This window comes from Catelliglobosispora koreensis DSM 44566, assembly GCF_000379685.1.
Taxonomy (GTDB): Bacteria; Actinomycetota; Actinomycetes; order Mycobacteriales; family Micromonosporaceae; genus Catelliglobosispora; species Catelliglobosispora koreensis.
Genome location: NZ_KB903272.1, coordinates 282,147 through 303,637 on the forward strand (window position 1 = coordinate 282,147; position 21,491 = coordinate 303,637).

26 protein-coding genes and 2 tRNA genes are annotated in these 21,491 nt (G+C 63.8%); 17 read left to right on the plus strand and 11 right to left on the minus strand.

Going from position 1 to position 21,491, the window contains the following annotated elements; translation table 11 throughout:
- Positions 1-53 precede the first annotated feature (53 nt).
- Positions 54-1,406 carry a type I glutamate--ammonia ligase gene (gene glnA / locus A3E1_RS0123965; protein ID WP_020523326.1) on the plus strand — a complete coding sequence of 451 codons (1,353 nt, stop codon included), beginning with the start codon at positions 54-56 and terminating at the stop codon, positions 1,404-1,406.
- A gap of 27 nt (positions 1,407-1,433) precedes the next feature.
- On the plus strand, positions 1,434-1,862 hold the full coding sequence (locus A3E1_RS0123970; protein ID WP_020523327.1) for a DUF350 domain-containing protein: 429 nt from the start codon (positions 1,434-1,436) through the stop codon (positions 1,860-1,862).
- Positions 1,863-1,903: 41 nt separating this feature from the next.
- Here the strand turns inward: A3E1_RS0123970 and A3E1_RS0123975 are convergent, their stop codons facing one another.
- Positions 1,904-2,146, minus strand: a complete 243-nt coding sequence (locus A3E1_RS0123975) for a DUF6458 family protein (RefSeq protein WP_020523328.1) — start codon at positions 2,144-2,146, stop codon at positions 1,904-1,906.
- Between the two features lie 128 nt (positions 2,147-2,274).
- On the opposite strand from A3E1_RS0123975, the gene A3E1_RS0123980 reads away from it, so the two are divergent.
- A complete protein-coding gene (locus A3E1_RS0123980) occupies positions 2,275-2,547 on the plus strand; it encodes a GlsB/YeaQ/YmgE family stress response membrane protein (protein ID WP_020523329.1) in 273 nt (90 codons plus the stop codon).
- Here A3E1_RS0123980 and A3E1_RS0123985 read toward each other — a convergent pair whose 3' ends face one another.
- Positions 2,548-4,119 (minus strand): RecQ family ATP-dependent DNA helicase, encoded by a 1,572-nt coding sequence (locus A3E1_RS0123985; protein ID WP_026208778.1) that lies wholly within the window; start codon positions 4,117-4,119, stop codon positions 2,548-2,550.
- Between the two features lie 53 nt (positions 4,120-4,172).
- Between A3E1_RS0123985 and A3E1_RS0123990 the strand changes: the two genes are divergently transcribed.
- A complete protein-coding gene (locus A3E1_RS0123990; RefSeq protein ID WP_020523331.1) occupies positions 4,173-4,655 on the plus strand; it encodes a gluconokinase in 483 nt (160 codons plus the stop codon).
- Here A3E1_RS0123990 and A3E1_RS0123995 read toward each other — a convergent pair.
- Positions 4,624-5,001: a GntR family transcriptional regulator gene (locus A3E1_RS0123995; protein ID WP_020523332.1), complete on the minus strand. Its 378-nt coding sequence runs from the start codon at positions 4,999-5,001 to the stop codon at positions 4,624-4,626. The genes A3E1_RS0123990 and A3E1_RS0123995 overlap by 32 nt on opposite strands.
- Positions 5,002-5,038: 37 nt before the next feature.
- Between A3E1_RS0123995 and A3E1_RS0124000 the strand changes: the two genes are divergently transcribed.
- Both A3E1_RS0124000 and A3E1_RS0124005 read left to right on the plus strand, forming a co-directional pair.
- On the plus strand, positions 5,039-5,296 hold the full coding sequence (locus tag A3E1_RS0124000) for a hypothetical protein (RefSeq protein ID WP_020523333.1): 258 nt from the start codon (positions 5,039-5,041) through the stop codon (positions 5,294-5,296).
- A 52-nt stretch (positions 5,297-5,348) separates the two neighbouring features.
- Entirely contained in the window at positions 5,349-5,576 is a 228-nt protein-coding gene (locus tag A3E1_RS0124005) for a hypothetical protein (RefSeq protein ID WP_020523334.1), read from the plus strand.
- Here A3E1_RS0124005 and A3E1_RS0124010 read toward each other — a convergent pair.
- Positions 5,540-6,379 carry a hypothetical protein gene (locus A3E1_RS0124010; RefSeq protein WP_020523335.1) on the minus strand — a complete coding sequence of 280 codons (840 nt, stop codon included), beginning with the start codon at positions 6,377-6,379 and terminating at the stop codon, positions 5,540-5,542. The genes A3E1_RS0124005 and A3E1_RS0124010 overlap by 37 nt on opposite strands.
- Before the next feature lie 67 nt (positions 6,380-6,446).
- On the opposite strand from A3E1_RS0124010, the gene A3E1_RS0124015 reads away from it, so the two are divergent.
- The 4 genes from A3E1_RS0124015 (at position 6,447) to A3E1_RS0124030 (ending at position 8,013) form a co-directional block, all read left to right on the plus strand.
- Positions 6,447-6,953, plus strand: a complete 507-nt coding sequence (locus tag A3E1_RS0124015; protein WP_020523336.1) for a hypothetical protein — start codon at positions 6,447-6,449, stop codon at positions 6,951-6,953.
- An 18-nt stretch (positions 6,954-6,971) separates the two neighbouring features.
- On the plus strand, positions 6,972-7,733 hold the full coding sequence (locus A3E1_RS0124020; RefSeq protein ID WP_083929614.1) for a fumarylacetoacetate hydrolase family protein: 762 nt from the start codon (positions 6,972-6,974) through the stop codon (positions 7,731-7,733).
- Positions 7,734-7,806: 73 nt separating this feature from the next.
- Positions 7,807-7,878: transfer RNA gene (locus A3E1_RS0124025), tRNA-Gln, on the plus strand.
- Between the two features lie 62 nt (positions 7,879-7,940).
- Positions 7,941-8,013 (plus strand) — tRNA-Glu (locus A3E1_RS0124030).
- A gap of 56 nt (positions 8,014-8,069) precedes the next feature.
- Here the strand turns inward: A3E1_RS0124030 and A3E1_RS0124035 are convergent.
- Both A3E1_RS0124035 and A3E1_RS0124040 read right to left on the minus strand, forming a co-directional pair.
- Positions 8,070-9,683, minus strand: a complete 1,614-nt coding sequence (locus tag A3E1_RS0124035) for a hypothetical protein (protein ID WP_020523338.1) — start codon at positions 9,681-9,683, stop codon at positions 8,070-8,072.
- Positions 9,684-9,722: 39 nt separating this feature from the next.
- A complete protein-coding gene (locus tag A3E1_RS0124040; RefSeq protein ID WP_020523339.1) occupies positions 9,723-10,409 on the minus strand; it encodes an IclR family transcriptional regulator in 687 nt (228 codons plus the stop codon).
- A gap of 41 nt (positions 10,410-10,450) precedes the next feature.
- Between A3E1_RS0124040 and leuC the strand changes: the two genes are divergently transcribed.
- The 3 genes from leuC to A3E1_RS0124055 all read left to right on the plus strand — a co-directional run bounded on the left by leuC (position 10,451) and on the right by A3E1_RS0124055 (position 13,183).
- On the plus strand, positions 10,451-11,872 hold the full coding sequence (leuC, locus tag A3E1_RS0124045) for a 3-isopropylmalate dehydratase large subunit (RefSeq protein WP_040391599.1): 1,422 nt from the start codon (positions 10,451-10,453) through the stop codon (positions 11,870-11,872).
- Positions 11,873-11,883: 11 nt separating this feature from the next.
- A complete protein-coding gene (gene leuD / locus A3E1_RS0124050; RefSeq protein ID WP_020523341.1) occupies positions 11,884-12,471 on the plus strand; it encodes a 3-isopropylmalate dehydratase small subunit in 588 nt (195 codons plus the stop codon).
- 121 nt (positions 12,472-12,592) lie between these two features.
- The gene (locus A3E1_RS0124055) at positions 12,593-13,183 is read left to right on the plus strand and encodes an HU family DNA-binding protein (RefSeq protein WP_281167400.1); all 591 of its coding nucleotides are present in this window, start codon (positions 12,593-12,595) and stop codon (positions 13,181-13,183) included.
- Positions 13,184-13,224: 41 nt separating this feature from the next.
- Here A3E1_RS0124055 and A3E1_RS41800 read toward each other — a convergent pair whose 3' ends face one another.
- Positions 13,225-13,842: a TetR/AcrR family transcriptional regulator gene (locus A3E1_RS41800; RefSeq protein WP_020523343.1), complete on the minus strand. Its 618-nt coding sequence runs from the start codon at positions 13,840-13,842 to the stop codon at positions 13,225-13,227.
- 105 nt (positions 13,843-13,947) lie between these two features.
- Here A3E1_RS41800 and A3E1_RS0124065 point away from each other — a divergent pair, with 105 nt between their 5' ends.
- A complete protein-coding gene (locus tag A3E1_RS0124065) occupies positions 13,948-14,304 on the plus strand; it encodes a DoxX family protein (protein WP_020523344.1) in 357 nt (118 codons plus the stop codon).
- On the opposite strand, the gene A3E1_RS0124070 is transcribed toward A3E1_RS0124065, so the two are convergent.
- Genes A3E1_RS0124070 through cofC form a run of 4 tightly spaced genes read right to left on the minus strand, consistent with a single transcriptional unit; the run spans position 14,290 to position 18,602 of the window.
- Positions 14,290-15,699: a CYTH and CHAD domain-containing protein gene (locus tag A3E1_RS0124070; protein ID WP_020523345.1), complete on the minus strand. Its 1,410-nt coding sequence runs from the start codon at positions 15,697-15,699 to the stop codon at positions 14,290-14,292. The genes A3E1_RS0124065 and A3E1_RS0124070 overlap by 15 nt on opposite strands.
- A gap of 9 nt (positions 15,700-15,708) precedes the next feature.
- Positions 15,709-17,817, minus strand: coding sequence for an RNA degradosome polyphosphate kinase (locus tag A3E1_RS0124075; RefSeq protein ID WP_020523346.1), 2,109 nt, complete (start codon positions 17,815-17,817; stop codon positions 15,709-15,711).
- 40 nt (positions 17,818-17,857) lie between these two features.
- Positions 17,858-18,052 carry a hypothetical protein gene (locus A3E1_RS48515; protein WP_020523347.1) on the minus strand — a complete coding sequence of 65 codons (195 nt, stop codon included), beginning with the start codon at positions 18,050-18,052 and terminating at the stop codon, positions 17,858-17,860.
- Positions 18,027-18,602 (minus strand): 2-phospho-L-lactate guanylyltransferase, encoded by a 576-nt coding sequence (cofC, locus tag A3E1_RS0124085; protein ID WP_020523348.1) that lies wholly within the window; start codon positions 18,600-18,602, stop codon positions 18,027-18,029. Before cofC ends, A3E1_RS48515 begins: the two co-directional genes overlap by 26 nt.
- 68 nt (positions 18,603-18,670) lie before the next feature.
- Between cofC and A3E1_RS0124090 the strand changes: the two genes are divergently transcribed.
- From A3E1_RS0124090 to A3E1_RS0124100, 3 genes are read left to right on the plus strand one after another with little or no spacing between them, the layout of a single operon-like run.
- Positions 18,671-19,393, plus strand: coding sequence for a lysophospholipid acyltransferase family protein (locus A3E1_RS0124090; RefSeq protein ID WP_020523349.1), 723 nt, complete (start codon positions 18,671-18,673; stop codon positions 19,391-19,393).
- Positions 19,390-20,382: an NAD(P)H-dependent glycerol-3-phosphate dehydrogenase gene (locus A3E1_RS0124095; protein WP_020523350.1), complete on the plus strand. Its 993-nt coding sequence runs from the start codon at positions 19,390-19,392 to the stop codon at positions 20,380-20,382. Before A3E1_RS0124090 ends, A3E1_RS0124095 begins: the two co-directional genes overlap by 4 nt.
- Entirely contained in the window at positions 20,379-21,449 is a 1,071-nt protein-coding gene (locus A3E1_RS0124100) for a cystathionine gamma-lyase (protein ID WP_020523351.1), read from the plus strand. Before A3E1_RS0124095 ends, A3E1_RS0124100 begins: the two co-directional genes overlap by 4 nt.
- The last annotated feature ends 42 nt before the right edge of the window (positions 21,450-21,491 follow it).

The window sequence follows — 21,491 nt, forward strand, 5'->3', positions numbered from 1 at the left end:
TTCTTCTGAGGTGGCGTAACGTTCGCGTAACAGGAACTTGGAAGGATGTCCTCGTGGACCGTCAGCAAGAGTTTGTGCTTCGCACGCTTGAAGAGCGTGACATCCGTTTTGTCCGTCTCTGGTTCACTGATGTGCTGGGAACGCTCAAGTCGGTCAGTGTCGCTCCGGCGGAACTCGAAGCCGCGTTTGACGAGGGCATCGGCTTCGACGGCTCGGCCATCGAGGGCTTCGCTCGCATCTATGAATCCGACATGATCGCTATGCCGGATCCCACGACATTCCAAGTCTTCCCCTTTGAGGGCGGATCGTCTGGCGAGAGCGCCCGGATGTTCTGCGACATCCTGATGCCCGATGGCACCCCGTCTTGGGCCGATCCGCGGCACGTGCTGCGCCGCGCACTGTCCAAAGCGGCCGATAAGGGCTTCACCTTCTACACGCACCCCGAAATCGAGTTCTTCCTGCTGGAGAACGGGCCGGTCGACGGCTCAGTTCCGGTGCCGGTCGACGCCGGTGGCTACTTCGACCACACGACACATGCCGTCGCCCGCGACTTCCGCCGCCAGGCCGTGCTCGCCCTGGAACGCATCGGCATCTCCGTGGAATTCAGCCATCACGAGGTCGCGCCAGGCCAGCAAGAGATCGATTTGCGGTACGCCGATGCGCTGACCACGGCCGACAACATCATGACGTTCCGCCATGTCATGCGGGAGGTCGCGCTGACCCACGGGGTGCGCGCGACGTTCATGCCCAAGCCGTTCACCGATCAGCCCGGCAGCGGCATGCACACGCACCTGTCGCTGTTCGAAGGCGAGCGCAACGCCTTCCACGATCCAGCCGACCCGCACAAGCTGTCCAAGACGGCCAAGGCGTTCATCGCCGGCGTGCTTACGCATGCCCGCGAGTTCACAGCGGTCACGAACCAGTGGGTGAACTCCTACAAACGGCTTTTCCCGCAAGCGATCCCCGACCGCATCACGGAGGCTCCGGCTTATGTTTGCTGGGGGCACCTGAACAGGTCGGCACTCGTTCGGGTACCAGCGTATGGAAAGCCCAATTCGGCCCGGGTAGAAGTCCGCTCCCTGGATTCGGCCTGCAACCCCTACCTCGCCTTCGCGGTGCTGCTTGGCGCCGGTCTCAAGGGCATCGAGGAGGGCTACGAGCTGCCACCGGGAGCCGAAGACGACGTGTGGTCGCTGTCCAGCGCTGAGCGGCGTGCGATGGGCTACTCGGCGCTTCCGGAGAACCTGTCCGAGGCGATCGACGTGATGTCCGGGTCAGAGCTCGTCGCTGACGTGCTTGGGGAGCACGTGTTCGACTTCTTCCTGCGCAACAAGCGCGCGGAATGGGAAGAATACCGGCGCGAAGTGACCCCTTACGAGCGCATCAAATACCTGGGTGCTCTGTAGTTGACGCGATCAGTTAACCTGCCGGGCATGTTTGACCAGGACATTTTCAGCGGCGCGTGGCAGAGTCTTGTCTTCGGCCTCGTTGGCATCATGCTCATGGCCGTCGGCTTCGTCGTCGTTGACCTGCTCACCCCGGGGAAGCTGCGCGAGCTGATCTGGACTGACCGCAGTCACAACGCGGCACTGCTGCTCGCCGCCAATCAGCTCGGCATCGCGCTGATCGTCTTCACGGCGATCTTCACGAGCTACGGGGAGTTCAGCAAAGGGCTCGTCTCGACCATCCTCTTCGGACTGATCGGGATCGGCCTGATGGCACTGGCCTTCTACGTGCTCGACTGGCTGACGCCAGGCAAGCTCGGCGACCTCATCGCGGAAAAGACTCCGCACCCGGCAGCCAAAGTCGTTGCGGCATCCCATTTTGGGGCCGCACTGATCGTCTGCGCCTGTATCTCTTGAGAAAGCGCCGCGGGTGACTGCCGCGGCGCTTCCTATGTGTTCTAGAGCCGCGGGTCGGGTCCGTCGACGCGCTCATATTCGGTTGTAGTGGTGGGCGTCGTCGTGACTGATGCCGCCCTGCGGCGTGGACCCCAGATCACTGTGGTCATGAACAGGCCGATCGCACCGGCGGCCATCATGATCCAGCCGACCACATCGAGGTCGAGGAAACCAACCTGGACGTTGAGGGCGAAGGTCAAAATCGCGCCCACGGCCAGGAGGAGCAAGCTTGCGCCAATTCCCATGACTGTCTCCTTCACTGCTATTGGGGGGTCGCCTCATTCCTTACCCAATGCAGCGCGTTTGACTCGGCGCGTGGCGGGGCAATGTCGTCCTTGGAGGAACATCCCCCGTTTATTTCAAGGAGTGGACAATGACTGTGGCGGGCATCATCTCGGCCATCATCGTCGGGCTCATCATCGGTGCCCTCGGCCGCCTTGTGCTGCCGGGAAGGCAGAGCATTCCGGTCTGGCTCACCATCGTGGTAGGCATCGTCGCCGCCCTGCTGGGCACGGCCATCGCCCGCGGTGCCGGGCTAGCCGACACCGAAGGCGTGGACTGGATCGAAATCCTCATTCAGGTGGCCTTGGCTGCGCTTGGCGTCGCCTTGGTGGCCGGGTTCTCCGGCCGCCGCAGCATCACCTGATCAGACCACGGCTAGCAATTGATTAGCCTGCACCACCGACACGGAAAGGGTTTTGTACCCGACCCGTTCGAAAAGGACAGTCATCCGATCAGAGTCGTAAGACAGCACCGTTCCAGCACCCCACTCGGCGTGCTGGACGGTGCTGTGCACGGGGAAGGGCTGCGTGTCAGGAACTTCCGCGGCCGGGCTGGAAACGCAGTTGTCGCAATGGCCGCAGCCACCCGGCAACTGTTCGCCGAAATAACCCAACAGCATTCGCGTGCGGCAGCTCTGGGCTTCAGCGAAGCCGCGCATCATCTCGATGCGCGTTAGCTGAACGGCTTGCCGTTGCGCCGCTTCGGTGATCGCCGCCTGCGCCGCTTGCTGTGGTGTCAGCCGCGCGAGGTCGATGCCTTCCAGGAGCCAGGTCAAGCGAGTGAGCTTGCGTGACGTCGTTCCCGTGTGCCATTGGCTCTTCGGGATGTCCCGCAAGACCTCAGCGAGCTGAGCCAGCTCGCTCGCGTTCGGCTTGCCGCCGGCGAAGAACCGTTGCAGCCCAATGTCTTCAGCCGACCACAGCAGCAGCGCCCGGGAGGGCTTGCCGTCGCGGCCCGCCCGGCCGATTTCCTGAAGGTAGCTGTCAGGCGAGTCAGGCAGGGCCATGTGCGCGACCCAGCGGATGTCAGCCTTGTCGATCCCCATCCCAAACGCGGAAGTGGCGACCATGACCCGGATGTCGCCGGACATGAAACCGGTCTGGCACTTCTCCCTCGTGGAGGTCGTCATCCCACCGTGATAGAAGCTGCAATCAGCCCCGCTGGCGGTCAGTCTCTCGGCGAGTTCCTCGGCTGCCCGGCGGGTCGGGACGTAGACGATGCCCTGTCCCTTCTCGGCTTTCAGCAGGGCGAGAAGCTTGCGATAGCGAGCTTCTGTGGACGGGCTGTGCACGGTCTCGATGAAGATATTCGGACGGTCCAGTCCGGACAGTTGCAGCATCGGCTTGCGCAAACCGAGCCGTTGGGAGATGTCATCGCGCACCGGCGGGCTCGCCGTCGCCGTGAGGGCGACGATGGGCGGCCGTCCCAGTGCCTTGATGACCTCGCCGAGGGCAAGGTAGTCAGGCCGGAAGTCGTGGCCCCAGTGCGAAAGGCAGTGTGCCTCGTCCACCGCGACGAGGGCGGGCTTGAGCTTTTTCAGCGCCGCGACCCGCTCAGGTTTGCCCAGCTGCTCCGGGGTGATGAACAAGTATTTGGCCTTGCCCGAGGCAAGGTCTTTGAGTGCTTGCTCCTGTTGCTTGGGAGTTTCGGCGGAACTGATCCGCACAGCGTTTAGCCCGCGCTCGTTGAGTCGCGTCAGCTGATCCTGCTGCAGCGCCAAGAGCGGAGAAATGATGATGGCAGGGCCCTTTTTCAGCAAAACGGGCAGTTGGTAAATCGCTGACTTACCACCACCCGTCGGGAGCACCACGAGGGCGTCCTGGCCCTTATAAACAGCCTTCATCGCTGGAAGTTGCGTCTTGCGGACGCTCTCCCAGCCAAAATACTTCCGTGCTGTCCTATTTAGTCTGAAACGTAAGGGGATTAAGAATCGCATCAAGCCTGACGTTACCCAACGCCGCCTCACGGGTAACGGGCAGAATCAACCTCATGACAGTGGTGATAGTTCTCGGCGTGGCGGGTAGCGGAAAGACCACGATCGGCACCGAGCTGGCCAGGCACCTTGGCGTGCCGTTCGCCGACGGCGACGACTTTCACCCGTTGGAGAACCTGCAAAAGATGGCGCAGGGACATCCGCTGTCCGAAGCGGACCGCTGGCCCTGGCTGCAAGCCATCGCCGCGTGGTTAGACACGCACGACACCGCTGTGCTGGCTTGTTCTGCCCTGCATAAGTCCTATCGCGACTATCTCGCTCAGGGCCGCGCGGCCACATTTGTCTACCTGAAAATCAGCCGTGAAGCCGTGCTGGAGCGGCTCAAGCACCGGCAAGGTCATTTCTTTCCGCCAAGCCTGCTTGACTCACAGTTCGCGACCCTCGAGGAGCCCACGTCAGATGAGCACACCGTGGTCGTAGACGCGGAACAGCCGGTGTCCACTGTGGTCAGTGAGGCTTTGCGAGCTCTTCGCGGATGACCTCAGCCGCCTGCTCACTGGCGATGCCGAGCTGCCGGGCGAGCTTGGCGTAGGCCCGCGCGGCGGACCGCAGCTTCTCGCGGCCAGGAGCGCCTTCCTTGCGGGAGCGGCCCGGGCTGACAGTCGTGCCGTGGCGGGGCCTGGTTTGCACGAGACCGGCCGTTTCCAGCTCCCGGTAGGCATGGGCCACCGTGTTCACCGCTAGGCCCAGCTCGGCGGCGAGCGCGCGGATCGTGGGGAGCTTAGTTCCGGCGGACAGCTCCTCCGTTGCCACCTTGGCCGCGATCTGCGACCGGATCTGCTCGTAGACGGGCACGTCGCTGGTTTGATCCACCCGGACAATCACGGTTTCACCTTACGGTCCGCGGGGTACGCGGGCAGGTATGGCGACTTGTGAGGTATGCGGAAACGAATACGACCTGTCGTTCACGGTGCGGACTCCCAGCGGCGAGGAGCACGTCTTCGACTCGTTTGAGTGCGCTATCCACCGGCTGGCACCCGAGTGCTCGCACTGCGGCTGCAAGATCGTCGGTCACGGCGTCAATGTCGAGGGCGATTTCTACTGTTGTGCGCACTGTGCCCGCTCCGCCGACACAGCCGAAGGCTCAAAGATCCGCGACACGGTCGGGGCACACCGCTAATTGCCAGCTTCAGTTCAGTGGCCGTTGAGGTTCACCGGTCACGGTGGATCACATGATGAACCGGTTGCCCAAGAAGACCGCTCTCGTTCTCAGTGCTTCTGGCGTGCTCGCGCTCGGCATCGCGCCGCCAGCCGTCAGTCATATCGACAAGCTGAAGACCCGCCTCGCCGACGCTGTCGCCGAAGGACGGCTGTCCGCGGCGGAAGCCAACACGATTGTCAGCGCGGCCGAAGAAGGCATGCGCTATGCGACCGAGGGACTGCCGCCCACTGAGGCATAGGCCAGTACCAGATCGCACTGCTCGATAAGACGCCGCCGCAAGGGCTGGGCGCGTTCAGAGAATCCACGTTGGACAGTGGCGTACTCGGCCCGGCCCTCGGCAGTCTCGATCTTCACGGGCGAAAAGCCAAGTGGCTCAAGGTCGTAGGGGCTTGCCCGCATGTCCAGGGTGCGGATGTCCTTGGCCAGCTCGAAGCAGTCCGCGATCAGTTCCGCGCCAGCGATCGGGGCGAGCTTGTAAGACCACTTGTACAGATCCATGTTGGCGTGCAAGCAACCCGGCTGCTCGTTTAGGGCTTGGGTTTCCCGCGTCGGCTGCAGCACATTGAGCGGACGGGCCGGCGCGGTGAAGAAGCGGAACGCGTCAAAGTGCGAGCAGCGCACTCCGCGTTCTTCAACCACTTCGGCTGTACGCGACGGGGAAAGCCTTAGCGGCCAGGAATTGTGGCGCACCTCGTGCTGTGCCTGCCGGTAGACCATCGCCCACTCGTGCATGCCAAAGCACCCGAAGTTGGCTTGGCGCTGTTGCGTTGCCGCCAGGAGATCCCGGATCCAGCCGACCGAGCTGAGTCGTTTCGCGCTTAGGTCAACCTCTTCTGACGGCCCGTCCTCGAGTGTCACGCCGAAACCCGGGTGCCAGCGCCGAAGCTGAGCGGGGCGGTAGGAGTAGTAGGTGAACAGGAAGTCGTGCACCGGGTGCTTGACCCCGCTCTGGCGGCGAGTCAGGTGCTCACCGAGGAGACGGCTGACCCGCGCCTCGTGCTGGGCACGCCGCGCGGTCCACTCCTGTAGGGCCAGAAACACGGTTCAAGGGTAACCAGAGCGGTTATCTCGGTACGATTTCAAGGTCATCTCTTGGGGGGAGAGAGCTATGAAGCGCCTTTTGATCTCCGCCGTCTTCGCCGCGACTTTATTCGCGAGTGCGGGCACGGCGGTGGCGGCCCAACCGACTCCACTACCTACACCGGAGCCGCTGCCGTCAACGCTTCTCGAATCGCCAACCGCCACACCCACGATTTCGCTCGACCCGAACACCGCTGAGGTTTGTGACACGTCAAGGGAGACGGTCAACACCGGCATCCAGAAGTTCACCGATGAACTTGAGAAAGCCGGAACACTCGCCACCAACGGTGATCTCGTGGGAGCGGAACAATCCGTTAAGCAGTCTGGCACGATCCTGATCCAGCTGGCTGACGACCTGCGCGAAGACGCTACGACCGCACAAAAGGTCGAGCTCAAGACGGCGCTTGACAATGTCGCCAAAGAACTCGACACCCTGGGCGGCAGCCTCAACAGCTTGACGTCGCTGCAGAATTTCGACACCAGCCGACTGGAAACTCTTGCCAAGCGGGTGGCGGAGATCTGCGGTACCGCCTGATCTCCTAGATTGGGTCCCGTGCGCATTGCTCGTTTCGTTCACCCAGGCGGCATGTCCTTCGGCGTGGTCGAAGGGGAGACCATCGTCGCGATCGAAGGACATCCCTTTGCCGAGATCAAGAAAACGGATCAGCGCTGGGCGGTAGCCGATGTGCGGCTCCTCTCACCGATCCTGCCGAGCAAGGTGGTGTGCGTCGGCCGTAATTACGTCGACCACGCCGCTGAGCACGGCGCAGAGGTGCCAAAGGAGCCGTTGCTGTTCCTCAAGCCGTCCACCTCGGTGATCGGCCCCAACGATCCGATCAGGCTGCCTCCGCAGTCGAAGCAGGTTGAGCATGAGGCCGAGCTGGCGGTCGTGATTGGCGTCACCGGGGCCCGCCGGGTGGACCGCGCGGACGCTCAGAAAGCGGTCTTCGGCTACACCTGCGCCAACGACGTCACCGCTCGCGATCTGCAGCGCTCTGACGGCCAATGGACCCGGGCGAAGGGGTTTGACTCGTTCTGCCCGATCGGCCCGTGGATCGACACCGCCGTGGACGTGTCTGACGCTGAGGTCCGCTGCGAGGTCAACGAGGAGGTGCGTCAGCTCGGCCGGACCAGCCAGATGGTCTTCGACGTACCGACCTTGATCTCCTATGTGTCGCATGTCATGACGCTGTTGCCCGGCGACGTGATTTTGACCGGCACCCCGGCCGGAGTTTCGCCGCTTAAGGATGGAGACCTGGTCAGCGTGCAGATCGCCGGGCTCGGTGACCTGCGTAATCCGGTTCTGACACTCTGACCCGCATATGAATTTGGTCCGCTGCGGCCGGTCGGGTAAAGTTCACTCCCGGCACGGCTGCAGCCGGGCCAATTGGGGTATGGGGTAATTGGCAGCCCAACTGATTCTGGTTCAGTTAGTCTAGGTTCGAGTCCTGGTACCCCAGCGGGTTAGCCCGCTGGACTTTGGTATTGTCTGGCGAGCACAATCCAAACCAAAAGTTCCTATGGCCCCGTCGTCTAGCGGCCTAGGACGCCGCCCTCTCAAGGCGGTAGCGGGGGTTCGAATCCCCTCGGGGCTACAGCGCGAAAGGGCCCGCATCCAATGGATGCGGGCCCTTTCTTTGCGCTAAGTGGACTATCCAATGAGGACGCGCACGAGCCCTGAGCCGGTGCCCTGAGCGATGGCGATCGCCTTGACCGGTCCGAGCCGATCCCGTTCGCGGGCCGTCATCAGCTTGTCCAGATTGACGAAGACAGCCAGCTGCGCCTCACCGGGCATGCCGTCGAACGCGCGCTGGAACAGCTTGTCGTCCGCCAGTCTGCCGCCACCGGGCGTGTGGCCCTTGGTTACCGCCGTCACTGTCGTGCCCTTGGCCTCAATGGCCAGCTCGCCATCGGTCAGTTCGGTAAGCGACTTGAGATCCGCCTCGGTCGGCGATGAGAGCAGCTGAGCCACGATGTGGACGGCGGTGCTCTTCTGGGCCACCCCAGACAGCGCGAGCTGAATCGTCGCTCCCGACAGGAGCTTGAACACGCGCTCCATCTCAGCCTCCGACGGGCCGCCGCCTATGTCGCCCATAGACTTCGCGCTCAGTTCTTCGAACCGCTTCTCCTCGGCCGCAGTGAGCGTGCCGTCAAAAGCCTTTTCCAGCAACGCGTCGTACTCCGCCTCCTCCTGCGGAGTCAGATCGCCGACGACAGGCGTGACAGGGCTGTCGATAACCCGGACTGGTTCCACGCCGTCTGGTGGACCTGCGCCGAGCATTCCAAACGGAAGGAGCATCGAGCCGAATAGGCTGGCCGACGTCGTGAGTTCGGTGGGAAGGCCCGCCACGGCGGCGATGTCGGCGCTGGCCGGCATCTCGCCGAGTTTGGCCAACGCGTCCTTGAGCCCGCCACTGGCCGGTGCTCCACCGAAGGTCCGGAACCTGGCAACGATTCCGTCGTCCTCGGCGCGTACCCCCAAAATGATCTCGCCTTGAGAAGCCTTGGCCTGCTTGGACTGCACGGCCTCGGGGGCTAGCGCGGCCTCCATCATCTGGTTAACCCCACCCAGATCCAGGTAGAGAATCGCTATCTGATCGTCTTGAAGCCACGCCCTGGCGTCAGCGAACTTCACCGCTTTGGATAGCGGGGCGCGTTGCGCCTCCGCGGCCGCAGCGTCAGCGGCCGCCTGTGAGTCCTTCTCCCCGATCGCCAGCAGAGCGAATCCGTCTCGCACCACGAATCCCAAGTGGTGTTTGGTCTTTTCGCGGATGCGGCCAAGGCCCTGCGTCGCGGCGGCGTCATCGGTGCTCTGCACGGCGAGGATGGCATAAGGCTTGTCGTGGTGCAGCCAGGCGGCGGCTCCTACGCGCAAGCCGACCCAGCTGCCCAGATCCTGTTTCGGGTCAACGCCATCGAGTTTGAGATCGGTAAGGAATTCATCGAGAGCTTTTTTCGGATCGGCTGAGTTCCCTGTCTGCGGAAACTTCTCCGCCAGCTTCATCAGCTTGCGCGTTTGGTCCAATCCGGACTGAAGATCGATCGAGACATAGGCAAGCGCTGTCCCGGGTATGCGTTCTGCCGCGGCGTGGCCACCGAACAACATTTGGTACCCAACGAAGACGCCCGCGCCCACGGCGAGAGCGAGCGCCACGGCGCCAGACAGGATCAGCGGAGCCTTGCGGCGCTTGACGGCGACGATGGTCTCGCCGCCGTTAGCCGCCGGTGTGATGTCTATAGGTTGCGGTTCTGCGGGGTCAGTCACGCCAGCAGGGTAGGCGACAGTGACTAGATCGTGCGGTCCCTACAGCCCTGACAAGCGCTGTCCCGCCCGCACGACCGCCATGGCATGCCGGTCACCGGGACGCCGGCCGAGCCGCTCTATCGGGCCGGAAACACTGACGGCGGCGATGACTCGCCCCGTGCGGTCGCGAATCGGCGCGCTCACGGAAGCGACGCCGGCCTCGCGCTCGGCGACCGACTGAGCCCAGCCGCGCCGCCGGACTTCGGCGAGCGTGCGGCCGGTGAACCGGCACCGCGGCAGCAACGGCATGACCGCTTCCGGTGGCTCCCAAGCCAACAGGATCTGTGCCGCGGAGCCCGCCGTCATCGGAAGAATCGCACCTACTGGGACGGTGTCGCGAAGACCACTCGCGCGCTCGGCGGCAGCCACACAAACGCGCTCATCGGCCCGGCGAAGGTAGAGCTGGGCGCTTTCGCCTGTGGCGTCACGAAGTGCGGACAGCAATGGCTCGGCGGCGGTGAGAAGCACGTCTGGCGCCGCGTTCGCGAGCTCACCAAGACGTGGGCCGGGACGCCAGCGCCCTTGCGTGTCGCGAACCAGAATCCGGTGTATCTCAAGGGCCTGAGCCAGCCGGTGCGCCGTCGCCCGTGGCAGTTTCGTTCGCTCAACAAGTTCGGCAAGGCTTGCGCCATCAACACAGGCGGCAAGGATCACGACCGCCTTGTCAAGCACGCCAACGCCAGACATACTGTGTCCCACACACCGAAACATACCTCCCAAGTTGTGGGATGTCCAGATGGTGGGAGACACCAGTGAGCAGGACTCTTGCCCAGAAGGTCTGGGATGCACACGTCGTAAGCCAAACAGCCGGGGAACCCGACCTCCTCTATATCGACCTTCATCTGCTGCATGAAGTGACTAGCCCGCAAGCCTTCGACGGGCTGCGTTTGGCTGGCCGCTCGGTCCGCCGGCCGGACCTAACCATTGCCACCGAAGACCACAACACCCCAACTGACAATCTGCTGACGATTAGCGATCCTGTGTCGCGGACCCAGATTGAGACGCTGCGTAAGAACTGCGCGGAGTTCGGAGTAAGGCTGCACCCTCTGGGTGACCCGGTGCAGGGCGTGGTGCACGTGATGGGGCCACAGCAAGGGCTTACCCAGCCAGGCATGACCATCGTGTGTGGAGACTCGCACACGTCGACTCACGGCGCTTTTGGTGCGCTCGCTTTCGGCATTGGCACTTCTGAAGTCGAGCACGTGCTCGCCACACAGACCCTGCCGCAAGGAACGCCAAAGCAGATGGCCGTTACCGTCACCGGCGAACTGCCGTCTGGTGTCACCGCTAAAGACCTGATCCTCGCCCTCATCACAAAGGTTGGTACCGGCGGCGGCCGGGGATATGTCGTGGAATACCGCGGCCCCGCGATCGAAAAGCTAAGCATGGAGGGACGGATGACCGTCTCCAACATGTCCATCGAATGGGGCGCTAAGGCCGGCCTTATCGCGCCGGATGAGACAACGTTCGCCTGGCTTAAAGGCCGTCCCTTTGCCCCGCAAGGCGCGCAATGGGACGAAGCCGTCGCCTATTGGCGGACACTCAAGACTGATGACGACGCGGTGTTCGACGCCGAGGTTGTCATCGACGCGAGCACGCTGACGCCATTCGTCACGTGGGGCACCAATCCCGGCCAGGGCGCACCGCTGAGTGCCTCGGTGCCGGACCCGGAATCATTTGCCACCGAGGCGGACCGGGCGGCCGCCCGGCGGGCGGTGGAATACATGGGACTGACCCCGGGCACGGCGCTGAAAGACGTTGCCGTCGACGTGGTCTTCCTGGGCTCCTGCACCAACGGCAGGCTGGAGGATCTGCGTGCCGCGGCGGAAGTGTTGCGTGGGCGCAAAGTCGCCAGTGGCGTGCGGATGCTCGTCGTTCCCGGTTCGGCGCAAGTTAGGGCCGAGGCGGAAGAAGAAGGACTCAACGAGGTGTTCACCGCGGCTGGAGCCGAATGGCGTTTCGCCGGTTGTTCAATGTGTCTTGGCATGAACCCGGACACGCTAAAGCCAGGTGAGCGATCGGCCTCAACGTCGAATCGCAATTTCGAGGGACGGCAAGGCAAGGGCGGCCGGACCCATTTGGTATCCCCTGCGGTCGCCGCCGCAACCGCCGTAACCGGGCGGCTTTCCGCTCCGGCCGATCTGGTGTGAGGTAGCTAAAGATGGAGAAATTCACCACTCACGTTGGAACAGCTGTTCCATTGCGGCGGTCCAACGTGGACACCGACCAGATCATTCCTGCCGTATATCTCAAGCGCGTGACCCGCACTGGCTTTGAGGATGGGCTTTTCGCCGCCTGGCGCGAGGACGCCTCCTTTGTTCTCAACAACCCCGCTTACGCAGGGGCGACGATCCTTGTCGCTGGCGAGGATTTCGGCACCGGGTCATCCCGTGAGCACGCTGTGTGGGCGCTTAACGACTACGGCTTCCGGGTTGTCATCTCGCCGCGCTTCGGTGACATCTTCCGGGGCAACTCGCTGAAGCAAGGTCTGCTCACCGTTGAACTTTCTCAGGAGGCCGTTGAGACCCTCTGGGACGCGATCGAAAAAAATCCTGGCGCCCCAGTGGAAGTAAATTTACAGGCCCGGGAAGTCCGTTCCGGGGAACATGTCTGGCCCTTTGCGATGGACGATTTCAGCAGGTGGAGGCTACTGGAAGGCCTTGACGACATTGGTTTGACGCTTCGTCACGCGGAGGCGATTACGGCCTTTGAAGCCACCCGCCCATCCTTTGCGGTACTTGTGTCTTAGCCCGTTCTCGTAGTAAAACGGTCGCGTCCTCATAGGAACTTGAGGGCGCGACCGTCGTTATTTCTGCGACACAAGGATGCTTTTTTGCTTTGCTAATGGCATCTTGAAGATATAAGGCTTACTGTCCAACACAGATGGCTGGTTTTACGGGTCCAGAAGGACACTACCGGAGGAAACAATGAACAAGAGCGAACTCATCGACGCGATCGCCGCTCACCCCACCGTCGTCGACAAGAAGACGGCTGCGGCGGTGCTTGAGGCGACGCTCACCGAAATCCAGAACGCGGTCACCAAGGGAGACAAGGTTTCCCTCACGGGCTTCGGCGTCTTCGAGCGCCGCGCGCGTGCAGCCCGCATGGCCCGCAACCCGCGCACGGGTGAGGCCGTGAAGGTGAAGAAGACGACGGTGCCGGCATTCCGCCCGGGCGCCGGCTTCAAGGAGACTGTCGCGACTGGAAAAGCGTCGGCCGCCCCGGCCAAGAAGGCTGCTGCTGCCAAGAAGACGGCCGCCGCCAAGAAGACCGCTGCCGCCAAGACCGCCCCGGCCAAGAAGACCACGGCGAAGGCCGCACCGGCTAAGAAGGCCACCGTCAAGAAGACGGTTGCCAAGGCCGCTCCGGCCAAGAAGGTCGCCGCGACCAAGGCCACCAAGGCTGTTGCCAAGAAGGCTCCCGCCAAGAAGGCACCGGCCAAGAAGGCCGCCAAGCGCTAAATATTTACCTACCGCGAACAAAACGAAAGAACCCCGCCGTGCTAGCCGGCGGGGTTCTTTAGTGCTTTTTGGACTTGTGCGCCACTCATCGGCGGGGGAAGCGAATCGCGGTGGGACCGGCATTGGAAGGCCTGTAATAGGTATTCCACGAGGCGTTTCCAGGCCCTGGGCGCGGCACCCGCGGTGCCCCTGAGCACGCCAGCGTTGGCTAGCAACAGCATCGGTAAGTCTTCGGGGGAGTAGTCCGGGCGCAGGTCGCCGGCCTGTTGGGCGCGCTGCACCAACTCAAGGTAGCCCTCAAAAACGGCGGAGGACCGGGCCGGATCGGCGCCGTGGCAGGGAACCATCAGCATCTCCGCCAAACCGGGATGCTTGGCCTGGATTTCCGCCACAGCGCGCACGAAGCCACTAAAGCCTTGCCAGGGGTCCGGGTCGGACAGTCCCTTACGTAGCGCCTTCTCGTAGAACTCAACGTGCCGGGCGGCGACCGCCTCCAGCAGCTCTTCTCTTGTCGCGAACCGGCGGTAGAGGGTGGCGATGCCGACACCAGCTTCCGCGGCGACCTCTTCCAGCGGGACGCCCGGGCCCCGCCGGGCGAACGTTGCGGCGGCGGCATCGAGGATCAGCTCTCTGTTGCGCGCGGCGTCCGCTCTCACCATGATCCAAAGAATACCAGGGAATAAGTGGACTCTTGTCTCCACTTACTGCTAGCGTGGCGCCTCGATATATGGAGGCGATCCACCGTTTAGAAGGAGGCGAAGCCGGTGAACGTGGTGCTTTGGATCGTGCAAGGGTTGCTCGCGGTGGCCTTTGCCGGCGCCGGGGTGTTGAAGCTAACGAAGCCCAGAAGCGAGCTCCAGCCCCGCATGCCCTACGTCGAAGACTTCTCTGACGGGACCATCAAGCTCGTCGGGGCGATGGAGTTGCTTGCCGCCATTGGGCTCGTGCTGCCCTGGCTGACCGGCATCGCGACCGTGCTCACGCCCCTGGCGGCCAGTGGGCTCGTGCTCGTCATGGTGCTCGCGGCGCTGACGCACCTGCGGCGCAAGGAACACCCCGGGATCGGGTTCAACCTGCTGCTAGGCGGTCTGGCGCTGTTCGTGGCTCTAGGACGCTTCTGACAGCTCTTGCCAGGCGCGGGAGAAGCCCTCACGGGCCTGGCGCACCAGCGCACGCTCACGCTCGAAGAGACGGCCAGCGGTGACCGCCATGGCGGGATCGCGCCGGAATGACAGCCAGACTTCGGCGGCCACAGCGGCATCCTGGTGCTCGCCGAGCAGATCCTGAAGCCGGGCAAGTGACTTGAGATTGTCTCTGGAAGCACCGGCCGCTTCAGCCGTGTAACGGGCTCGTTTGACAAGGATGCGCACCTGGTGCCAGGTCTCGTCGGGAGCTTCAGCGGTCAGGCCCGCCACCGCACGAACGAGGTCGCCCGCCGCGTCCTTGGGGGACTTGCGTTTGGACGGCTTGGCGAACGGGACGCTTTGGGTGGCCTCCGTGAGCAGGGCGGTCAGCTGGACATAGCGCTCACTGCGCATCGCTTTGCTGGCAATGGACAGCGCCTTGGCCTGCCGTTTGGTCAATTCGGCGTCGATCGCCTCCACCGTGGCCTGATCCAAGGGAGCCAGCGGATCTAGCGCTGCCGTCGTTCTGAGCCGGGCGCGCAGCACCTCTGTATCGCGGGCGGCGCCAAGGACTCCGGCGAACCAGCTGAGCTCGTCGCGCAGTTGGCTAGTCCACGCCTTGGCCAGCAGCGGAGCGAAGGAGCGCAGCGCTGAGCGGAGCCGGCGCGCTCCGACGCGCAGCTGATGCACGGGAGTGTCGCCGTTAGGGAGCGTCTCGTTCAAGCGCAGCAACGGATCGTGAGCGAAGATCCGTCGCACATGTGTGCGGATCGCCCACGTGACAAGGGCTTCCGCAGGCGCGCTGGACCCCGGCTGCTCGCCCGGAGGCACGACGTCAGGCGGTTCAATGACGTTGAGGACGCGGGCGATTTTGGAGGACCAGTCGCTGGGCGTAGCACCAGCCTTCAGCAGCGCTCGCTCCACAGTGGACAGAATCTCCGGCGGACCGTCTTTCAGCTCGGCTTCCAGCTCACGGAACGTCTGGCCGCCGGAAGTAACGATGTCGTCAGCGATCTCGGCCACGACCCGGTGGCCATCGCTTATGTCCCAACGCTGCCGCTCGGTGCGCAGCAGAGCCACCTTATGTAACGGTGCACCACGAGTCAGGGTAGTTACCAGCCGCACCAATTCGGCCGGTGGCCGCCCACGCGAACCGGCTCGCGAAATCTCTTGCCGCACCCCGGGAAGGTCGGTCGCGAGCTTCACCGTCCACGGCAGCTCGTCACCCGTGCGGTAGCGCAGCGAGGCTCCGGCACGGGTTAGCCGCAGGTCTTCGGTGTCGTAGTAGGACGCTTCGAGCCGCTTGGCGGTCTTCGGGACGGCCTTGAACCCTTTGATGCGCGGGAGGCCGAAGGAGGACGGGACGCCGTATTTACGTTCCTCCTCCAGCATCCAGCCAGTTTAGCCCTGCACCATTTGCCGCAGCAGAGTTTCCTGAAGGTCAGTCAGCGGGTTGTCCGGGGTCGACACCCGGCGAATCCACGTGCCATCTGGGTTGAGGTCAAACGCTTCGCGCTCATCGCTCATCGCCTCGGCCAGCAGTTTGTGTAATTCTTTGCGGGCTGTGTCGTCGATGACCTGAATCAGCGCTTCGACTCGGGAATCCAGGTTGCGCTGCATCGGGTCGGCCGAGCCAATCCAGAATTCCGACTCCCCGTTGTTGCCGAACCGGAAGACGCGCGAGTGTTCCAGGAACCGGCCCAGGATCGAGCGCACCCGGATGTTTTCCGACAGCCCCGGCACGCCTGGCTTCAGCGTGCACATGCCGCGGATGATGAGGTCAATTTGCACGCCCGCTTGCGACGCCCTATAGAGGGCGTCGACAACGCGTTCATCCACAAGGGAGTTCGCCTTGATCTGAACCAGGGCGGGCATGCCCTGCCGGGCGTGAGCCGTCTCGCGCTCGACGCGCTCGATGATGCCGTTACGGATGCCGTGCGGTGCCACCAGAAGCCGCCTGTACGACGTCTGACGGCTGTATCCGGTCAGCGTATTGAATAGGTCAGTCAGGTCGGCGCCCACTTGCGGGTCGGCGGTCAGCAAACCGATGTCCTCGTAGAGCCGGGCCGTCTTCGGATGGTAATTGCCCGTGCCGATGTGGCAATACCTTCTGATCTGGCCGCCTTCCTCGCGTACCACTAAGGCGGTTTTGCAATGGGTCTTCAAGCCGACGAGTCCATAAACGACATGGCACCCGGCCCGCTCCAGCTTGCGGGCCCAGCCGATGTTGGCTTCTTCGTCGAAGCGGGCCTTGACCTCAACGAGCACCACGACCTGTTTGCCGGCTTCGGCCGCGGCGATCAAAGCGTCGACGACAGGGGAGTCACCCGAAGTGCGGTAGAGGGTTTGCTTGATCGCCAGCACCAGCGGATCGGCGGCGGCCTGCTCGATAAAGCGCTGCACGCTCGTGGAGAAGGAGTGGTACGGATGGTGCACGAGGATGTCCCCGTCGCGAAGGATGTTGAAGACGCTGCGGGTCTTTTCTCCTTCTAATAGGCGCGGGTGTGTCGCTGGGACGAAGGCGGGGTCCTTGAGGTCTGGGCGGTCCAGTGAGTGCAGCTGCCAGAGGCTCGACAGGTCAAGCAATCCCGGCACCCGCAGGATGTCGTGGCTGTCCATGTCGAGCTCTTCGACGAGTGTCTCCAGCACGTTGTCGGAGATGGACGCTGCGACCTCAAGGCGCACAGGCGGACCGAACCGGCGCTTGGCCAGTTCCCTTTCCATAGCTTCGATCAGATCTTCATCTCGATCTTCATCGATTTCTAGATCGGCGTTGCGGGTCACCCGGAACAGGTGGTGTTCCACCACGGTCATGCCGGAGAACAGCTGGCCGAGCTGATTGGCGATGAGTTCTTCGATCGGCAGGAAGCGCCCGGTGCGGCCGTCGCTAGTAACGGCGATGAAGCGGGGGACGTTGTCGGGCACCTTCACCCGGGCGAACTGCTCTTGGCCTGTCTCGGGATCGCGGACCACGGCGGCGAGGTTTAGCGACAGCCCCGATATATAGGGGAAGGGATGAGCCGGGTCGACGGCCAGCGGGGTCAGCACGGGGAAGATGCGGTCGTGGAAGTAACCACGCAGCCGGTCGCGCTCGGCACTCTCCACATCGGACCAAGTGATGATTTCGATCCGGTGCTCGCGCAACAGCGGGCGGATCTGACTGTCAAAGAGAGCGGCCTGCCGCGCGACAAGGTCAGAGGCACGCTCGGCGATGATTTCGAGCGCCTTGCGCGGCGGCATCTGGTCGGCACCGCGCGCGGGAAGCCCGGTTTGCAGCCGGCGGTGCAGCCCGGCGATGCGCACCATGAAGAACTCATCGAGGTTGCTCGCGAAGATCGCGACGAACTTCATGCGCTCTAGAAGGGGGACCCGCTCATCCTCAGCCAGCGCGAGGACGCGGGCGTTGAAGTCAAGCCAGGACAATTCGCGGTTGAGGTAACGGTCATCGGCCAACGGGGCCGGCTCCTTGCGGTTGCGGCGTGCGGGACGTCTGCCTGGCGTGCTGCTCACGCCTTATTTTCGCGCAGCCGGTGGTTAACGCGAGGTGAACTTAGAACGTGGGGATGGAGATCTTGTCAACAGTCCCATCGGGACCGGTCTCCAACTGAACCCGCTGGCCCAAACGCAGGAGGCGTAACCCGGATAGGTCAAAGGCGGAAGCGCCGAAAGCGACCGGGCTGCCATCATCGAGCAGCACCGACCCGGACCGCGTCGCGGCGTCAAACTCGGAGACCGTGCCCTGCATGCCGCCAGCCTAATGCCTCCACCGCCGCCAAGTCAGCGGCCGTATCGACGTCTCGCCGCAACGTCGGCCACGCGCCATGAAGGCGGACCGCCCCGGACTGCTCGTGCCTGAGCGCCGAGCCGGGGCCAAAGCGCGGATCGAGCAGTCCCTTCGGGCAGGCGAGCAAGACCGTGCCGGTGCCTTCGGTATCGGGCACGAAACTGCGCTGCTCGGCCAAGGCCAGCGCTTCGGTGAGCTCCTGAGGCCGCAGCGCGGGCAGGTCGGCGGGAATGACGGCGACGGGACCCGTGACGAGCCGGGCCGCTTCACGGATCGCCTCGTTGAGGTCGCCGTGCAGATCGGGGATGGTCTCAGCGTCGAGACCGGACTGATTGGTGATCACGGCGGTCCGCCGCACGAGCGGAGACTGCCGGGCAGCCGCGACAGTCGACCTGGCCAGCGCCAACACAAGATCGTCGTGCGGCACGCCGGGGAGCGCCCCACGCAATCTGGTTTTCGCGGCTTCCAGCCGTTTTAAGGGGATGAGAACCGTCCATAGCTGCACAGACATCTCCGCCAGTGTGCCAGGTCGCACGGAGGCGTGGCATGATGCGTCCTGACAGATAAGAGGAGGGCGCCTTGGCGCGTCGGAAACTGGGCTTCTGGGGCCGGTTTGCCGTGTCCCTGGTCAAACCGGCCACGGCACTGATGAACAAACCAGACTGGCGCGGGTTCGAACACTTGCAGCGCCCGGGCGGTGTGATCGTCGTGGTCAACCACATGTCCGATGCCGACCCGTTCGTGATCGCCCGCTATGTCTACGAATCCGGACGCTGGCCACAGTTTCTCGCAAAGGAAAGCCTCTTTCGTCTCCCTGTCGCGGGAAAGATCCTGGAGTGGTGCCGTCAGGTGCCGGTGCGCCGCGGGACCATCGAGGCCGCCCGCGCGCTCGATGACGCTGTCGAAGCCCTGCGCAACAATGGCACGGTGGTCATCTACCCGGAGGGAACGATCACCAGGGACCCCGACCTTTGGCCGATGAAAGGCAAGACTGGCGCTGCCAGGCTCGCCTTGCTGACCGGTGCCCCGGTGATCCCGGTGGCGATGTGGGGCGCCGAGGAGATCTACGACCGGCGTAAGCCTTCCAAGAAGTTGCGCCTTCGCCCGCGTACCCCCGTCTGGGTTTGGGCAGGACCACCGGTAGACCTGGATCAATGGCTTGGCGAGGAAGCTTCCGCGGCCGTTCTGAATGACATGACTGACGCGATGATGTTGCGTATCCGGGACATCCTCGCGGAGATCCGTGGCGTGGAGAATCCTCCTCCACTTTGGACACCCGAACGCAAGGAGGCTGGCGAGTGAAGACGGCAGTACTTGGCGCTGGTTCCTGGGGAACCGCGTTCGCCAAGATCCTTAGCGATGCGGGAAACGAGACTGTCGTCTGGGCCCGGCGCCCCGAAGTCGCCCAAGCCATCAACGAGACAGGGACAAACCCAGAATATTTTGGGGGTACTCCGTTAGGCCCGCACGTTTCCGCGACATCCGACGCGGCATTCGCCTTGGCGACCGCCGATTTGGTCGTGCTCGCGGTTCCGTCGCAGACCCTGCGGGCCAACCTCGCTGACTGGAAGCCGTTCCTCAAACCCGGTTCCACGCTGGTGTCACTGATGAAGGGCATCGAACTGGGCACCACCATGCGGATGAGCCAGGTCATTTGCCAAACCGCTGACGTGCCTGAAGACCGGGTCGCCGTGGTGAGCGGACCCAACCTGGCGTTCGAAATCGTGGCCGGTCACCCGGCCGCCACCGTCGTCGCGTGCACCGATGTCGCTCGCGCGACCCGCGTGCAGGATGCCATCACGACTCCCTACTTCCGGCCCTACACCCAAGACGATGTCATCGGGTGTGAGCTTGGCGGCGCCGTGAAGAACGTCATCGCTCTCGCCTTCGGCATCGCGCATTCGATGGGGCTTGGAGACAACACCAAAGCCACGCTGATCACGCGGGGGCTGGCCGAAACGGCGCGCCTGGGCATGGCGCTGGGAGCCGACCCGATGACGTTCGCGGGCCTGGCCGGTCTCGGTGACCTGGTCGGAACGTGCATGTCGCCCGGTTCGCGCAACCGCACGTTCGGTGAAGCTTTGGGCCGCGGGCAGACGCTTGAGGAAGCACAGCGCACGACGAGATTCACGGCCGAGGGAGTCAAGAGCTGCCTCGCGATCCGTGACCTCGCCCGGGCGCACGGCGTGGACATGCCGATCACAGAACAGGTCGAGCGGGTCTGCCACGAAGGCGTTGACCCTCGCCTGGCTGTTAAGACACTGATGTCCCGTGCTACAAAACCCGAATGACAACCTTCGGTGACAGCACCCGTTGCGTCCACAGTGGACTTCCCGCGCCCGTGCCCGGGGAGCCGCTGGTGCCAGGTCCCGTCTTCGCCGCGCCGTATCACCTCGCCGTAGAGGGTTTCGAGCCCGGAACCGACGGTTACGGCCGTCCCGACAACGCGACTCGCCGGATTCTCGAGACAGCCATCGGCGACCTCGAAGACGGCTCGTGCCTTGCCTTCTCCAGCGGACAGGCTGCCATCACGGCGCTTTTGATGACGGTGCTGCGCCCGGGAGACAAGGTTGTCATCCCGTCCGACGGCTACTACAACACCCGTGCCCTGGCCGCTTCGACGTTCGCGGATCTGTCTGTCACTGTCGTTGAGGTGCCGACGGCGGGGCCTTATCCGTCCTTTGATGGCGTGCGCCTCGTGCTGATTGAGTCGCCCGCCAACCCCGGTTTGGACGAGGCACCGATCGCGGCTCTGGCCGAAAGTGCTTTGGCTGCCGGTGCTTTGCTGGCCGTGGACAACACCGCCGCCACACCACTGCTGCAGAAGCCACTGATTCTCGGCGCTGACGTTGTCGTCGCGTCGGGCACAAAAGCCCTGACCGGCCACTCGGACCTGCTCATTGGGTACGTGGCGACGCGCGACCCGGAGCTGCTCGCCGGAATGCAGCGGTGGCGCAACTTGGGTGGGGCGATCCCTTCCGCCTTCGACTGCTGGCTCGCGCGGCGGTCACTGTCCACATTGGCACTGCGGCTGCGTCAGCAAGGTGCGACCGGCACGGCCTTGTCGACTTTGCTGCGATCGCACCCGCTGGTCTCTGACGTGCGGTGGGCGGCCACGGCACCGGGGCTCGTGTCGTTCTCCCTTCCGTCTGCCGCCCATGTCGCGGCCTTCCTGCGAGCGTCCACTTTGGTCGCCGCGGCGACATCGTTTGGCGGAACGCACACGTCGGCTGACCGCCGTCATCAGTGGGGCGACACCGTCCCTGCCGGGTTCGTTCGGCTGTCGTGCGGCATTGAGGACACCTCAGACATCTTGACCGACATCTCGTCTGCCCTGGACGCCGCCGCTCAGGTCTAGCCGCCCTGGTGGGCGATCCGAGGAGATCGATTTCTTGACGGC